Below are 14,669 nucleotides of genomic sequence, written 5' to 3'. Positions count from 1 at the left end.
AACGACCTGCGGCGGCTTCCGCCGGGAATCACGGATCGGCCTGACCGAGCAGCTGGTGGGTGACGGTCGCCGCCTCGATCCGGCTCGACACGCCGAGTTTGCGCATGATGTGAGTGACGTGCACGCTGGCTGTCTTGGCGCTGATGGTGAGTTCGGCGGCGATCTGGCGGTTGGTGTAGCCACGGGTCAGCAGCCGCGCCACCTCGCATTCGCGCGCGGTGAGGCCGAGGACGTGTGCGGCCGGCGGCTGTGGCGTCCCCGCCAACCCGGCGAGATCGAGCCGGCCGCGTTGGGCGAGCAGTTCCAGTTCGCGCTGGAGTGGCCGGGCGCCGAGCCGGACCGCCATCCGGTGGGCCTGGCGCGCGGGCGGGTTGGCGGCTTCCGGCGCACCGCCCGCCAGGAGTGCCTGGGCGTACCGCCAGCGGCAGTAGGCGGCGAGGTAGGGGCGATCGAGGGCGTCCCAGGCATCCATCGCGGCGTGCCATCCATCCGACGTCGTCCCGCTGTCGATCTGGCCATGCTCGGCTTCCGCGATCGCCCGCCAGCCGGTGGCGTCGGGGGTCACGGCGGCGGCCGCCGCTGTGGCGTCGCGTGCCTCGCACAGCAGTCGATCCGCGTGCCGGCGCATCGTCCGGGCGGACCGGCGGTCCTGACGCACGTCGGCGAGCGCCGCCGTCTGGGCCGCCGCCCGTAGGCCGAGTGCGCTCAGGCGCAGCCGGTGGACGCCCACCGCCTCGCGGAGCCCGTCGTCGACGGCGGTCAGCGCCGCCTCGGGCCGGCATTCCCACAAGGCCAGTTCGGTGACCAGGCGCCAGTATCTGGCGGCCGACGAGGGCTCCCGGGCACCCTGCACGCCCGACTCCAGATGCTCCCGGGCCGCGTCCAGGTCACCCCGCCCGATCGCCAGTTGCGCCCGCAACAGTCGCGGATAGTGGCTCCAGAACGTCGTTCCGTCCCGCGTGGCGGCGTCGAGCAACCCGTCGCTGCGCGCCCAGTCACCGGTCTCCAGGAGGGCCTCCGCGGCGTAGGCGGCGAGCAACGCGCCGAAGGTGCGTCCGACGCCCAGCCGACGGGCCGTCTCCAGCCCGTCCAGGGCCACCCGGCCCGCCTCGTGGAACCGGCCGCAGGTCACCAACACCTCGCAGTGGTACGCGAAACCGTGGACGACGTCGCGGGGCGTGCCGTGCAGCGCGGCCCGCCGCCGGGCCTCCGCCACGTGTGCCAGGCCGTCGTCGGGCCGGCCGAGGTAGCACAGGTCGACGCCGAGGCAGCCACGGGCGCGCAGCGCCGGCCCGTCGTCGTGGGCCGCCGCGGCGGCGCTCAGCGCCTCCTCGCACACCAGCCGCGAGTCGGCGTGTCGCCAGGACAGCTGGAGGGCGTTCCCGAGAGTGGTGAGGACGCGGGCCCGTTCGACCGATGGCGGCGCCGGCGGAACGAGGCCCACCGCACGTTCGCAGGCGGCCAGGCCGGCGGAGCGGTCCCCGATTGGCAGCAGATAGCTGCCGAGCCGCTCGTACAGCAGGCCGACACGCGTCGGCTCGGCGCGCTCGTCCAGCAGGCCGATCGCCTCGCGGGCAAGCTGCGCCGCACGTGGCCCGCCACCGGTCAGGTCGACCAGCTCGGCCGCCCGGGTGAGCAGGCCGGCCCGCGACAGGCCGGTCAGGTCCGCCGCGCCGGGGACCCGGTGCCACAGGTCGATCGCGCGTTCCAGGTACCGGGCCGCTTCCGCGAGGCCACACACCGCCTCCGCGTGCCGCGCCGCCTCGATCGAGGCGACCAGCGCTTCGGCCGGGCGGTCGGCCGCCGCCCAGTGCTGAGCCAACTCACCGGCGACCGCGACCCGGCCGAGCAGTCCTGGATCAGCGGCGATCGCGCCGGCCAACCGGGCGTGCAGTTCCTCGCGTTCGCCCGGGATCAGCGTCGAATACACCGCCTCCGCCAGCAACGCGTGCCGGAAGCGGAAGGTACCGGCCGACTGGTCGGGCACGAGCACGGCGTGCTCGACGGCCGCCCGCAGGGCGTCGAGCAGGTCCGCCGGTGGCCGCGGGACGGTCGCGACCAACAGCCGGTACGGCACGTCCCGGCCGACCGCCGCGGCGACCTGGAGCACGCCGGAGTCCAGGCCCGCGACCCGCAGCAGCAGCGCGTCGCGGAGCAGGCGTGGCAGCGCCGGTTCACCGCGCACCGACGCGGCGAACAGTTCCTCGGCGAAGAACGGGTTGCCGGCGGAGCGTCGGCAGATGGCGCCGGTCAGCGCGTCGGGAAGGGCCGTTCCGGCGGCCTCGTGCAGCAGGATCCGGATCTCGTCGTCGTGCAACGGACCGAGTTCGACCAGGTCGGCCGCCCGGGCCCGCAACAGTCCACCTGTCTGGCGTCCCAGCGGCCCGTTCGAATGCGGGTCGTCGACGCGGAAGGTGCCGACGAGCAGCACCGCGAGGTCGCGGATCGCATATGCCAGGAACGACACCAGGTCGAGAGTGGACGCGTCCGCCCAATGCAGGTCTTCGAGCACCACGAGCACCGGGCCGGCGTGCGCCAGGCGTTCCAGGACGGCGCGTACCTCCTCGAACAGGCGCGCCGGGTGCTCCGGGCCGGGTGCCCGGACGCCGGGGACCGGCAGGCCGCGCAGCGCCTCGGCCACCGCCATGTACGGCATGCCCGGCCCGATCAGGTCGATGCAACGCCCGATCAGCACCGTGGCGCCACCCCGGCGGGTCCGCTCGGCGAACTCGGTGACCAGACGGGTCTTGCCGATGCCGGCCTCACCCGCCACGAACACCGCCGAGCCGCTCCCGGACCCGGCGCCCGCCAACGCCGCGTCCAGGCGGGCCAGTTCCGCGCCGCGCCCGACGAGGTACACGCCCGGCATCATCGCCTTCCGCCACACGGCCGCACCAGCCGTGTGTAAGGACACCGACGGCGGCGCATAAGTCGCTGCTCCCGATGTGTCCGGCCCGCCTTATGCCGCACGGTTGCTGAGCCTGACCGGACCCATCCCGAGGAGGGAAACATGCGGAAGATCTGGCTCGTCATGCTGATCACGGCGGGGTCACTGGCGACACCGACGACGCCCGCGCGGGCCGCGCCGGCGACCTGCAACGGCCTGGCGGCGACCATTGTGGGCACCGCCGGAAACGACGTGATCACCGGCACCGCCGGAAACGATGTCATCGCGGCTTTCGGCGGCAACGACACGGTTTCGGGCCTGGGCGGTAACGACACGGCCTGCCTGGGCCAGGGCAACGACTTCTTCGACGGCGGAACCCTCAACGACACCTTCGTCGCCGAAGCCGGTGCGGCGGACGGCACCGACAGTTTCGTCGGCGGCGCGGGAACCGACCGGGTGTCCTACGGCGCCCGAACCGGCGGTGTGACCGTCACGTTGGACGGCGTCGCCAACGACGGGACGCTCTTCGAGAACGACAACAACAACATCGATGTGGAGGAGGTCATCGGCGGCGCCGGTCCCGACAAGATCCTCGGCAACGCCGCCACCGGCTTTGTCGACGGCAACGCCGGCGACGACATCATCGACTGTTCCGCCGGCACCCGTGCCGCCATCCTCGTCGGTCGCGACGGCCACGACACCATCACCGGCGGCACCCAGGCGGACAGCATCCTCGGCTTCGCCGGAAACGACGTCCTGACCGGCGGCGGAGGCAGGGACAGCATCTGGGGGCATGCGGGAACGGATCGGCTGCTCGGCGGTGGTGACGACGACATCCTGTCCGGTGGCGACGGCAATGACGCTCTCCTCGGCAACGACGGCGACGACGAGCTCCTGGGCGACGATGGCAACGACACACTGGCCGGCCAGGCGGACGACGACGTGTTGCGCGGCGGGGACGGTGACGACACCGGGATCGCCTCGGCCTCGGCCGTGGACGGCACCGACAGCTTCTCCGGCGGGGCCGGCGTCGACCTGGCGAACTACAGCGCGCGCACCGATGCCCTCACCATCAGCCTGGACGGGCTCGCCGACGACGGGGTACCGGGCGAAGGCGACAACAACGGCGCCGACGTGGAGGATGCGATCGGCGGTAGCCGGGGCGACGTGCTCACCGGAAACGCGTTGTCCAACCACCTCAACGGCAACACCGGTGACGACACCATCAACACGGTCGGCGATGCCGCCGTCGACGTCGCCGAGGGCAGCTTCGGCTACGACACGTGCAACACCGACTTCGCCGACACGGAGCTCGGCTGCGAGGTCTGATCACCGACACCGCGGACGGCGCCGGTCTTGACATGCGCATCGACCGTCATAGCATTGACCGGCGTCGTTCACTGTGCGGGAGGGGGCGCCCGTCGACATGGGTGGCCGAAGGATCAGGTTCGTCGTGTCCGCTCTGGTGGGCGTCACCGCTGGTTTTTCTTTTGTCCCTCAGCCCGGTTCCGCCGCGCCGCCGCGGTACTCCTATGCCGACGCGGTACGGGAGAGCGTGCAGGTGCAGACGCCGCTCGACAACGACGCCGACGGGCAACCCGACCGGGTGACGGTCGACATCGTGCGGCCGCGCGAGGCCGCGGCCCGGGGGATCCGGGTTCCGGTCGTGATGGTGGCCTCGCCGTACTACCAGTGCTGCGGCCGCGGCCTGGAGAACGAGCGCAAGGAGTACGCCGCCGACGGCACCGTCACCAAGTTCCCGCTGTTCTACGACAACTACTTCGTCCCCCGCGGGTACGCGTTCGCCGCCGTCGACGCGGCCGGCACCAGCCGGTCCACCGGATGTGCCGACGTCGGTGGTCGCGAGGAGATCCTCGCGGTCAAGGCGGCCATCGACTGGCTGAACGGGCGGGCCGCGGGTTTCCACGCCGACGGCACGGGTGCGACGGCGGGGTGGAGCACCGGCCGGGTCGGAATGATCGGCAAGTCCTGGGACGGCTCGATCGCCAACGGCGTGGCCGCCACCGGCGTGCCCGGCCTCGCCACGATCGTGCCGATCTCGGCGATCTCGAGCTGGTACGACTACAGCCGGTTCGGCGGCGTCGTCCGGTCGCGGCGGCACCACGTGTTCCTGCACAACCTGATCACCGGCCGGCCGGCCGCCGCCTGCGCACCGGTGGTCGCCGGGATCACCGCCGGCACCGACGACGCGACCGGCAACCGCAACGCCTACTGGGACGAGCGCGACTTCCGGCCGGACGCCGGCCGGGTGCGGGCGAGCGTGCTGATCGCGCACGGCCTCAACGACACCAACGTGACCACCACGCAGTTCGGAGCGTGGTGGACGGCGCTCGCCCGGCAGCGCGTCCCCCGGAAGATCTGGCTGTACCAGCAGGCGCACACCGACCCGTTCGACGTCCGCCGCGCCGAGTGGGTGCGCACGCTGGACCGGTGGTTCGAGTACTGGCTCAAGGGCGTGAACAACGGCATCATGCGCGAGCCGCAGGCCACGATCGAACGCGCGCCGGGGCAGTGGGTCGACGAGCCGACGTGGCCCGCGCCGTCGCTGCCGGTCCCGCTGCGGTTGGGCGAGGGGACGCTCGGGCTGCGGCCGGTCGCCGGAACGCTGTCGTTCACCGACAACCCGACCCTGCGCGAGCGCGAACTCGTCGCCGATCCCGGCACGCCCGTGGGCGGGCGGCTGACGTTCCTCTCCGCGCCGGTGCCGGCGTCGCTGCGCGTGTCGGGCACGGCGTCGGTGACGCTGCGGGTCAGCGTGGACCGGCCGACGACCAACCTCACCGTCCGGCTGGTCGACTACGGCACCGCGAACCGGGTGAACTACGCCAACTCGTCGGGCGGCATCGTCCGGCAGACCACGGAGTCGTGCTGGGGCGAGTCGACCGCGGCCGACGACGCGTGCTACTTCGACACGGTCGAGGACGTCGTCGCCACCGACCACGCGGTGCTCACGCGGGGTTGGCTGGAGGCGTCGCACTTCGGGTCGTTGAGCAGTCCCACGCCGCTGGAGCCGGGCACCTGGTACACGATGACCGTGCGGTTCCAGCCGCACGACTTCGTGCTCGCGACCGGGCACGTGCTCGGGCTCGTGGTGAGCCAGAGCGACCGCGACTACACGTCGGCCACGTCGAGCGGCGCGACCGTCCAGGTGGATCTCGCCGGCAGCCGGCTCACGCTCCCGTTCGCCGGACCCGTCCGGCTCGACTCACCCGACCGCGCACCGGCGGTGACGACCGCGCCGGCACCCGACCCGCCGGCCATCGAGGTGATCCCGTAGGTCACTCCGGAAGCAGGTGCTCGACCGTGACGCCGTGCCGCTCGGTCAACCGCCGGGCGATCAGCGACCGGTGGCAGGCCTCGGGGTCGCGCTCGACACAGAGCAGCGCCGCTGTTCCGCTCCGCGGCACGATCCCGGCGAGGTCGGCGTGGTCGAGGATCTCGGTGGTGTAGCGGCGGGCGTACCCGTCGGCGAGTTCGAGGCGCGAGCGCTTGCCGACGCCCCGGCGGTCGTCCTCGGCGTACTGGAGCCGGCGTAGCTCGGTGGTCGGCGCGAGCTCCGGGTGGTGCTCGTAGGTGATGCCGGCTCCGGCGAGCGCGGCCTGCAGCCGCTGCGAGTTCGCCCACGCGTACTCGGGTCCGCGCACACCGCGGCGCTGACGCACGTCCAACAAGGTTTTGACCTTTGCCCGCTCCAGCCTTCGCAGGAAGGATTCGGCGTCGAAGCCGTAGACGCCGATCGTCACCATTCCGCTCATCGGAAATCACCCCTGGCGGTAAGCGCATCACGCGACGGCGGTTCCCTCAAGTTCGATCAGCTGACCGGGTACCGCCAGCCGGGTGACCCCGAGCATCGTGGTGGCCGGTGCCACGCCGGCGGCGCCCAGCCGTGCCGCCAGCACGCCGTAGTGCGGGAACAGCTGGTCGACGTCGGTGGTGTAGACGGTGAGCCGGACGAGGTTCGCCAGCGACATGCCGGCCCCGTCGAGCACCGCCGCCAGGTTGTCGAGGCTCAGCGCCAGCTGTGCGGCCATGTCACCGTCGTGCTGGGGCCGGCCGTCGGCGTCCATCGCGGTCTGTCCGGAGCAGTACAGGGTGCGGGTGTGCCCGGAGACGAGCTCACCCTGGTTGAATCCCAGCTCCTTCGACCACGCCACCGGGTTGACCGCCGTTCGTTCCACTGCCACATCAGCTCCGTTCGTTCTCGATCTCCCTCGGGACTCTCGCAACAAATCACGACATCCTCTGTCATGTATTCCGTTAGAGTTTCCGGATGCGTGCCGACCGGCTGGTCTCGCTGGTTCTGCTGCTGCGCCAGCGCGGCCGGCTGACCGCCGACACGCTGGCCCGCGAGCTGGAGGTGTCCACCCGCACGGTGCTGCGCGACATCGAGGCGCTGTCGGCGGCCGGCGTCCCGGTCCACGCCGACCGTGGCCGGCACGGCGGCTTCGCCCTGCTGCCCGGATTCCGCACCGAGCTCACCGGGCTGAACCACGACGAGGCCCTCGCTCTGCTGACCGCCGGTTTCTTCGGCCTCCGCCCGGCACTCGCCTCGGCCATGCGCAAGGTGGTCGACGCGTTGCCGGAAAGCCACCGAGCCACCGCGAGCGACGCCGCCAGCCGGTTCCTCGTCGAGCCGGAGACCGACCTGCTGTCCCGCAAGGTGGTCACCGAGGAGGTGCCTCGCGAGACGATGGTCGAGGTCCGGCGCGCGGTGCTCGCCGGGCACAAACTGCGCATCCACTACGCGGCCACGAACCAGCCGCCGCAGTGGCGCACGGTGGACCCGATCGGCCTCGTGACGGTCCGCGACCGCGGCTACCTGCTGGCGACGAGGTCCGGCGCCGACCGCACCTACCGGCTGTCGCGGGTGCTGGCCGCCGAGGCACTCCCCGAACCCGCGCAGCGCCCGAGCCGCGTCGACCTCGACCGCATCTGGCGGGACCGCCGCGACCGGTTCCTGTCCGACGGCCATCTCACGGTGCTGGTGCGGGTGAGCCCGGCCCGCCGCGAGGACCTGCTCGACGCCGCTGTGGCCGTCCGCGCCGAACAACCCGAGGCGGACGGCTGGCTGCGGCTGGAGGTCACGTTCCAGGACTCGCGGCACGCGGAGTGGGCGCTGTGGCAGCTGAGCATGGGCGCGGAGGCGCTCGCGCCGGAGTCGTTGCGCGACGCCCTACGGGACCGGGCGAGCGCGTTCGCCGACCGGTACGCGTGTCGGCATGAAGGCCACTGATGCTCCCGGAGCGTCACATGGCGGACACTGGGGGTACGCCGTGGCCGGCATCGACCATTGTGACTGGTGCCCGGCAACGGCAAGGAGCCCCCGACCATGCCCACCTTCGACGAAGACGTCACGATCGAGCGGCACGACCTCATTCTCGACGACGCGGCCGGCAACGAGACCGCTCGCCTTGACCGCACCGGAAATCTGTCGATACACGGGGAGGCCGACGGCCGCCGCACCGAGGTCCTGAAGTTCCGCGCCGGGACCGCCAGGCTGACCGTCGGCGCACCCGGCGTCCCCTTCGAGGTGGACGTTCCCGGCCCGGGAGGCGGCGTGGGGTGGCTGCCGGGACGTCCCGGGAGTGTCCACGTCATGGGCGACGGGGAGGACGAGACCATCCTGCTGCGCGGCTCCGACGCGACGGTCCACGCCGGCGTGGAGGGCAACGGCGGCCACGTCGTCGTCCGTGACGGCGCCGGAACCGACGTGTTCCACCTGAACAGCGACAACGCGACGCTGTACGTCGGCGCCGACGGCAGCGGGGGCGACGTCGTCGTCAACGACACGAACGGACGTGCCGCCTTCCACCTGAACGGGCAGAGCGCGACCCTGGACGTCGGCACCATCGGCAACGAGGGTGAGATCGTCGTGCGTCACGGCCACGGCGGGGGATCCATCGTTCTCAACGGTGACGACGCGACGGTGACGGTCGGCGGGGCGGACCGGGCCGGCCGGTTCTTCCTCCGCGACGTCGACGACAACGCCACCGTCTGGGCCAGCGCGACCGACGCGACGTTGACCGTCGGCGCGGTGGACAAGGAAGGCGACCTCCGCGTCCGCGATCTCGGCGGACGCGACGTGTTCTACATGAACGGCGGCTCCGCCACGCTGACCGTCGGCGGGGAGGGCAACGCGGGTGACATCCAGGTCCGCGACGACACCGGTGCGGACCGGATCCTTCTCGACGGGAGTGCCGGCGACATCAAGCTCATGGGCGCCGACGTCGCCGAGGACTTCGACACCGCGGCACCGGTGGCGCCCGGCGCGGTGGTGGTGGCCGTCGGACCCGACCGGGTGGCACCCGCCGCGGCCGCGCTCGACAGGCGGGTCGTCGGGGTCGCCTCGGGTGCCGGTGACTTCCAGCCCGCGCTGCGCCTGGCGTCCAGACCCGGTGGACAACGCGTACCCGTGGCGATTGCCGGCCGGGTGTACTGCCGGGCCGACGCCGGTCACGGCCCGATCGGAATCGGTGACCTGCTCACCACGTCGACGACCGAGGGGCACGCGATGCGGGCCGACGATCCCGTGAAGGCGATCGGCGCGATCATCGGCAAGGCCCTCGCGCCGCTGGACACCGGCACCGGGCTGATCCCCGTGCTGCTGATGCTGGGCTGAGACCGTCATGACGACGCTGTCGCTGCGGGAGATCGCCGAACGCCACCTGGACAAGACCGGTGACCTGTCCGTCAACGCAGACGTGTACGGCTACATCCACCGCGACGACGACGCCCGCCTGTTCGGAGAGCTGGCCTGGTCCGACGTCCTGCCCGGATCCGGCACCGCCGTCGCGCCGACCACCCGGTCGCTGCGGCGGCACCTGGAGACCGTGTCCGGACCGTCGGTCGACCTCGTCGTGTTCCTGGTCGGGCACGAGCCCGACTTCTCCGGCGTGGTCGACGTGGACCAGGTGGCGAAGCTGCAGTACGCGCTGCAACTGGTGCGCGACCTGTACGCGCAGGTCGACCTCGGGGTCCGACGCATCGAGTGGGGCCGGATTCCGGTCGCCGACGCGGCCGGCTTCGCGGACATCACCAGCCTCACCGGAGCGGTCTCGCTCACCGTGCACTTCAGCGGCCGCCCGGGCGCCGTCGACCTCTTCGTGGTGCAGACCATGGGCGCGTTGGCGGGCCGATCACCCAGCCCCGGACCGTGCAGCAAGGATTCGCTGGTCAACATGTCGGGCACCGTGGTGGAACTATCGTGGACCCCGCAGTTCACCGGCGTCCTGATCGCCCACGAACTGGGTCATTACCTGAGCCTGGACCACGTGTCGGACGAGGGCAACCTGATGTGCGGCCCGTCGGGGGTGTGGCCCTTCCGCACGTCCTGCGAACCCTCGCAGGACAACACCGAAATCACCACCGCGCAGGGCGCGGAAATGAAGACCCACTGCATGATCAATCCGGGCGGTTGAGCCCCCGCGACGTCGGTCAGACGACCCGCGGCAGGTCCCGCATCGCCGCCGCCCCCGGGCCGTGGGGGAGCGGTGTGCGCGGCTCGCGGACGTGGGCACCGCCGTCACCGTCGTCGTCATCGGGACGTTCCCAGTCCGGCCAGGGATGTTCCGACGGGTGGTGGTAGCGAAGTTCGCGGGCGACCCGCGTCCTCTTTCCCATGTCCGCTCCCTCCCCGGCCCGGGCGGGGGTTCGTCACGTGACCTTCCGCGAAGACTACGCCCGTGGGACCGCCCGTTCGGCGGCTGCGTCGCGGAACAGGCGGGTGGTGACCTGGAGGTCGGGGGCGGCGCGTCGGAGGTGGCCCACCAGATCGTCGGCGGCTGCGGTCAGCGCATGGTCCGTCAGGGGCGCGAGGGCGTCCAGGATGAACAGCGCCGTGGTGGTGTCGGCCGTGAGCTGGGTACGGCGTCCCTGGCGCCAGTTCCAGCGCCGGCAGGTGACGCCGGCGTCGTCGCACCACACGACCTCGCCCGGGTCGGGGTGCTCGACCACCACCGTCCCGTCGGCGACGGTGTTGAAGGGCTCGCTGCCGGTGGCGCGCAGGAGTCGCGGGCTGCCGTGGTAGCCGGCCAGGTCCTCGCCGCCGAGCGGGACCTGGTGCAGCACCGAGACGGCGTTGTAGACGTCGGTGAGCCGGTTGACGCGGGGCAGGCCGGTCGCGGTCCGGCGGGTCAGCGCCTCCAGGCTGTTGCGGGTGCGCTGCGGCTTGGCTCCGAACGCGCGGTAGGCGTCCCGCCAGGCGGCGATGTGGGGCAGTTTGTCGACGGCGGTGCCGGCGAGCAGCTTTCCGGCCGCGGACTCGGCCTGCCGCAGGAGTGCCTCGCTGTCGGCGTCGCCGGGACCCGGGATCAGCCCGTCCACGGCGATCAACAGCGCCCGGTAGTCCGGACGCAGGGCGAACACGTCCGGCGCGACCTCGGCGTCGTCGAGGACATCGCGAAGGTCAGCCACGGCGGTTCCCCCTCGATCCCACATCGGGCTGGAACACGGCCAGCGAGAACCGTGCCGGCACCGGGCCGGTGTTGGCGTAGGAGTGGGCGACGGTGCCGGGGAACGCGAGCGCGTCACCCGGATCGAGGACGACCGGGTCGCCGGCCACCTCCATGGTGACGGCGCCGTCCCGGACCTGGATCAGCTCCCTGGTACCGGCCGAGTGGGGTTCGCTGGCGTGCCGGTCGCCCGGCGCGAGCGTCCAGTCCCACAGTTCGACCACGTCGGGCGGCCCGGTCCCGGCCACCAGCACGCCGCGACCGCCGGCGTCGCTGGTCCACAGCGCGACGCCGGCACCGTTGCGGGTGACCCTGAGCGCCGCCGGCTCCGGCGGCTCGACCAGCGCCGGCAGGCCGATGCCCAGGGCGTCACTGAGCCGCAGCAACGTCCCGACGCTGGGGTTGGTCACCCCCTGCTCGACGTTGACCAGCATCCGCCGGCTGACGCCCGCCGCGTCCGCCAGCTGGTCCAGCGTCCAGGTCCGCGACAGCCGTTCCTGGCGGACCCGGGCGCCGATCACGCCCGCCAACGCCGCCGTACTCTCGTCCACGAGGTGCAATATAGTGCATGATCGAGTGCAGTCAACTGGTGGCGGCGATCGCCTGCCGCAGGTCGGCGATCAGCTCGTCCGCGCCCTCGAGGCCGACCGACAGGCGCAGCATCCCCGGCGGGATGCCGGCGTCCGCGCGCTGCTGCGGCGTCATATTGAAATGGGACGAATTGAAGGGGACGCTCGCCAGCGTCTCCACGCCGCCCAGGCTGGTGGCCTCGACCGCCACCCGCAGGCGCCGCAGCACCCGCAGGACGCGCTCGTCACCGCCGGCGAACACGAGGCTGAGCATCGCGCCCCTCGCACCGGGCATCACCGCGTCGACGACGGCGCCGGCGTCCGGGTGGTCGAGCCGGCTCGGGTGGCGGACGTGCTCGATGTCCGGCTCCTCCGCCAGCTTGGTCGCGATGATCTCGGCCGACCGGCACGCCTCGGCCAGCCGGACGCCGAACGTCCGCATCCCGCGCCACGCCAGGAACGCCGCGTGCGGGTCCAGGCAGCCGCCGAACGTGATCAGGCGCCGCTGCACCTCCTCGGCGAGCGCCTCGTCGTCGACGGTCACGGCGCCCGCGACGACGTCGGAGTGGCCGGCCAGGAACTTGGTCGCGGACTCGACGACGACGTCGGCGCCGAGCGCGAGCGGACGCGTGCAGAACGGCGTCGCGAACGTGTTGTCCACGACCAGGCGCGCTCCGGCCGCGTGCGCGATGTCCGCGACGGCGGGAATGTTCATGAGACGCAGCTGCGGGTTCGACAGCGTCTCGCCGTAGAGGACCGTCGGCCGGTGCTCGGCGACGGCGCGTTCCCACCCGTCGGTGTCGAAGGCGTCGACGCGTATCACCGTGATGCCGAGCGCCGGCAGGTCGCGCGTCAACAGGTCGTCGGTGTCGCCGTACACCTGCTTAGACGCCACCACCGTGTCGCCGCTGCGCAGGAGCGTCACCAGCGTCGTCGCGACGGCCGCCATGCCGCTGGCCGTCATCAGCGACCGGGCGGCGCCGTGCAGCCGGGCGACCTCGGCCGCCGCGGCGTCGACGGTGGGGTTGCCGAAGCGCGAGTACCACGTCTCGTGCAGCCCGCCGGTCCCCTGGATGTCGGCGTAGGAGGTGTCGTCGAGCTCGAACGTGGTCGTCTGGTAGATCGGCGGGACGACGGGAAACGTGCGGGACGTGTGGTCGCGGCCGGGCCGGTACGTGTTCACCAGGGTTTCCTACCCCCTCACCGGGCAGGTCCGGAAGCCTTCCTGCCCGGGGCGACCGGGACGCGGCTGTCGTGCGCGTCGAGCACGTAGTGCGCCACCGCCCGGGCCCGGTAGAGCCGGAAGCCGGCCGGTTCGACGACGTCCGCCGCCCGGTAGGGCCTGCCGCCCCGGGCGACCGACCGGGCCGAGAAGACCGCTACCGCCCGTTCGACCTCGGCGGCCGGTACCTCCCCTGCCACCGCCTCCACGTACACGGCCTGGCCCTGGTTGATCGGCACGGTCGAGTCGAAGACGACGATCCCGACGTCCGGGCGGGCGGCGATGTTGGTCGAGTGCCGGGTGGTCGGCCGGGAGAGCCAGATGAAGTCGGTGTACTCGTCCGCGGCGAACCAGACGGGCGTGGCCCACGGCTTGCCGTCGGCGTCGGCCGTGGCGAGCGTCAGGTAGCTGTTGGCGTCGATGATCGTCCGCGCCGTCTCGTCAGTCATGGGTCGTTTGTAGACCGGCGGCAGCGTCCGCACCGAGAGATTCGGCCTAGGCTGAATCCGTGATCCGCTACCGCTTCGGCCAGGACGACCTGTTGCGGACCCGGTTCGCCGTAGCGCCGCTGATGGAGCTGATCGGCGCCTTCTACGTGCTGCGGCGGCCGGACCGGTACGCGGTGCACCGGCGCTGGTCGGAGTGGGCGGCGCCGCGAACGCGCGGCCTCGACCTGTCGCTGCTCGACGCCGCGACCCCGTTCGGCGGACCGTACTGGCCGGTCTTCGTCAGCCCGCCGCCGCGCGAGCCGCACCCGACCGTCGAGACCGAGCTGGACCGGGTCGCCGCGACGTCACCGGAGCAGGTCGTCGCCGAGATCACGCACCGCTACGCCGACGGCCTGCCGGTCGGCGCCCGCCCGTTCGTCGAGGATCCGGCCGGGGCGCTCGGCGCGCTGGTGGGGGAGATGCGGGCGCTCTGGGACTCGGTCCTGGCGCCCCGGTGGACCAGGATCTCGGCACTGCTCGAAGCGGAGCTCACCGCCCGCGCCCGGAGCCTGGTCGCGGTCGGGTCGCGGGCGGCGTTCGCCGACCTGCACCCGTCGGTGCGGTGGGAGGCCGACCGGCTCACCGTCCGGCCGGCGGTGCGGACGGTCGACGTCGACCTCGCCGGCCGCGGCCTGCTCCTCATCCCGTCGGCGTTCACCTGGCCACTGGTCTGGCCACGGACCGACCCGCCCTGGGACCCGGCCCTCGTCTACCCACCGCGGGGAATCGGGGACCTGTGGGAGCCGGCCGACGTCCACGACGGGGCCCTGGAGTCGCTGATCGGCCACCGCCGGGCCCGCATCCTGCGGGAGCTCGAACGTCCGACCGCCACCCTCGACCTCGCCGGCCGGATGAGCGTCAGCGCCGGCGGAATCAGCGACCACCTGACGGTCCTGCGCCGGGCCGGACTTGTCACCCGCCGGCGGGAGGGCCGCCGGGTCGTCTACGCCCGGACGCTGGCGGGCGACACTCTCTGCCGTCCCGTCGCCGATTAGTTTGGCCGGCACGCGGAGTCTCAGACAGCACAACGAA

At 72.5% G+C, this 14,669-nt stretch carries 14 protein-coding genes; 6 read left to right on the top strand and 8 right to left on the bottom strand.

The genetic code is table 11. From position 1 onward, the window contains the following. Positions 1-28: 28 nt before the first annotated feature. Positions 29-2,887 (bottom strand): helix-turn-helix transcriptional regulator, encoded by a 2,859-nt coding sequence (locus tag Vau01_RS64620; RefSeq protein WP_203992475.1) that lies wholly within the window; start codon positions 2,885-2,887, stop codon positions 29-31. A gap of 123 nt (positions 2,888-3,010) precedes the next feature. Between Vau01_RS64620 and Vau01_RS15135 the strand changes: the two genes are divergently transcribed. Together Vau01_RS15135 and Vau01_RS15130 are read left to right on the top strand one after the other, a co-directional pair. Further along, positions 3,011-4,216 (top strand): calcium-binding protein, encoded by a 1,206-nt coding sequence (locus Vau01_RS15135; RefSeq protein WP_203992473.1) that lies wholly within the window; start codon positions 3,011-3,013, stop codon positions 4,214-4,216. 124 nt (positions 4,217-4,340) lie between these two features. Continuing rightward, positions 4,341-6,185: a Xaa-Pro dipeptidyl-peptidase gene (locus Vau01_RS15130; RefSeq protein WP_239151596.1), complete on the top strand. Its 1,845-nt coding sequence runs from the start codon at positions 4,341-4,343 to the stop codon at positions 6,183-6,185. A gap of 1 nt (position 6,186) precedes the next feature. Here Vau01_RS15130 and Vau01_RS15125 read toward each other — a convergent pair whose 3' ends face one another. Both Vau01_RS15125 and Vau01_RS15120 read right to left on the bottom strand, forming a co-directional pair. Beyond that, on the bottom strand, positions 6,187-6,663 hold the full coding sequence (locus Vau01_RS15125) for a DUF488 domain-containing protein (protein WP_203992469.1): 477 nt from the start codon (positions 6,661-6,663) through the stop codon (positions 6,187-6,189). A 27-nt stretch (positions 6,664-6,690) separates the two neighbouring features. Then, positions 6,691-7,092, bottom strand: a complete 402-nt coding sequence (locus tag Vau01_RS15120) for a RidA family protein (RefSeq protein WP_239151595.1) — start codon at positions 7,090-7,092, stop codon at positions 6,691-6,693. Positions 7,093-7,178: 86 nt separating this feature from the next. Here Vau01_RS15120 and Vau01_RS15115 point away from each other — a divergent pair, with 86 nt between their 5' ends. The 3 genes from Vau01_RS15115 (at position 7,179) to Vau01_RS15105 (ending at position 10,326) form a co-directional block, all read left to right on the top strand. After that, positions 7,179-8,141 carry a helix-turn-helix transcriptional regulator gene (locus Vau01_RS15115; RefSeq protein WP_203992467.1) on the top strand — a complete coding sequence of 321 codons (963 nt, stop codon included), beginning with the start codon at positions 7,179-7,181 and terminating at the stop codon, positions 8,139-8,141. A 96-nt stretch (positions 8,142-8,237) separates the two neighbouring features. Beyond that, on the top strand, positions 8,238-9,527 hold the full coding sequence (locus tag Vau01_RS15110) for a hypothetical protein (RefSeq protein ID WP_203992465.1): 1,290 nt from the start codon (positions 8,238-8,240) through the stop codon (positions 9,525-9,527). Between the two features lie 7 nt (positions 9,528-9,534). Next, positions 9,535-10,326 (top strand): zinc metalloprotease, encoded by a 792-nt coding sequence (locus tag Vau01_RS15105; protein WP_203992463.1) that lies wholly within the window; start codon positions 9,535-9,537, stop codon positions 10,324-10,326. 16 nt (positions 10,327-10,342) lie between these two features. Here the strand turns inward: Vau01_RS15105 and Vau01_RS15100 are convergent, their stop codons facing one another. The 5 genes from Vau01_RS15100 to Vau01_RS15080 are packed head-to-tail and all read right to left on the bottom strand — an operon-like array spanning position 10,343 to position 13,598. After that, positions 10,343-10,528, bottom strand: coding sequence for a hypothetical protein (locus Vau01_RS15100; RefSeq protein WP_203992461.1), 186 nt, complete (start codon positions 10,526-10,528; stop codon positions 10,343-10,345). Positions 10,529-10,582: 54 nt separating this feature from the next. Beyond that, complete coding sequence (locus Vau01_RS15095; protein ID WP_203992459.1) at positions 10,583-11,320, bottom strand: B3/B4 domain-containing protein; 738 nt, start codon at positions 11,318-11,320, stop codon at positions 10,583-10,585. After that, positions 11,313-11,909, bottom strand: a complete 597-nt coding sequence (locus Vau01_RS15090; protein WP_203992457.1) for a helix-turn-helix domain-containing protein — start codon at positions 11,907-11,909, stop codon at positions 11,313-11,315. Before Vau01_RS15090 ends, Vau01_RS15095 begins: the two co-directional genes overlap by 8 nt. Positions 11,910-11,940: 31 nt before the next feature. Next, positions 11,941-13,110 carry a trans-sulfuration enzyme family protein gene (locus Vau01_RS15085; RefSeq protein ID WP_203992455.1) on the bottom strand — a complete coding sequence of 390 codons (1,170 nt, stop codon included), beginning with the start codon at positions 13,108-13,110 and terminating at the stop codon, positions 11,941-11,943. 17 nt (positions 13,111-13,127) lie between these two features. Then, positions 13,128-13,598 (bottom strand): pyridoxamine 5'-phosphate oxidase family protein, encoded by a 471-nt coding sequence (locus Vau01_RS15080; RefSeq protein ID WP_203992453.1) that lies wholly within the window; start codon positions 13,596-13,598, stop codon positions 13,128-13,130. A gap of 59 nt (positions 13,599-13,657) precedes the next feature. On the opposite strand from Vau01_RS15080, the gene Vau01_RS15075 reads away from it, so the two are divergent. Then, entirely contained in the window at positions 13,658-14,632 is a 975-nt protein-coding gene (locus Vau01_RS15075; RefSeq protein ID WP_203992451.1) for an ArsR/SmtB family transcription factor, read from the top strand. Positions 14,633-14,669: the final 37 nt, after the last annotated feature.

Source organism: Virgisporangium aurantiacum, assembly GCF_016863635.1.
GTDB lineage: Bacteria > Actinomycetota > Actinomycetes > Mycobacteriales > Micromonosporaceae > Virgisporangium > Virgisporangium aurantiacum.
Note: the sequence above shows the minus strand (reverse complement) of the source record. Positions and strands in the feature narration are given on the sequence as shown.

Bases quoted from the DNA above. Each gene is read 5' to 3' on its own strand.
- Vau01_RS15135 (WP_203992473.1), top strand. From the start codon at position 3,011: ATGCGGAAGATCTGGCTCGTCATGCTGATCACGGCGGGGTCACTGGCG.
- Vau01_RS15125 (WP_203992469.1), bottom strand. From the start codon at position 6,663: ATGAGCGGAATGGTGACGATCGGCGTCTACGGCTTCGACGCCGAATCC.
- Vau01_RS15115 (WP_203992467.1), top strand. From the start codon at position 7,179: ATGCGTGCCGACCGGCTGGTCTCGCTGGTTCTGCTGCTGCGCCAGCGC.
- Vau01_RS15110 (WP_203992465.1), top strand. From the start codon at position 8,238: ATGCCCACCTTCGACGAAGACGTCACGATCGAGCGGCACGACCTCATT.
- Vau01_RS15105 (WP_203992463.1), top strand. From the start codon at position 9,535: ATGACGACGCTGTCGCTGCGGGAGATCGCCGAACGCCACCTGGACAAG.
- Vau01_RS15100 (WP_203992461.1), bottom strand. From the start codon at position 10,528: ATGGGAAAGAGGACGCGGGTCGCCCGCGAACTTCGCTACCACCACCCG.
- Vau01_RS15080 (WP_203992453.1), bottom strand. From the start codon at position 13,598: ATGACTGACGAGACGGCGCGGACGATCATCGACGCCAACAGCTACCTG.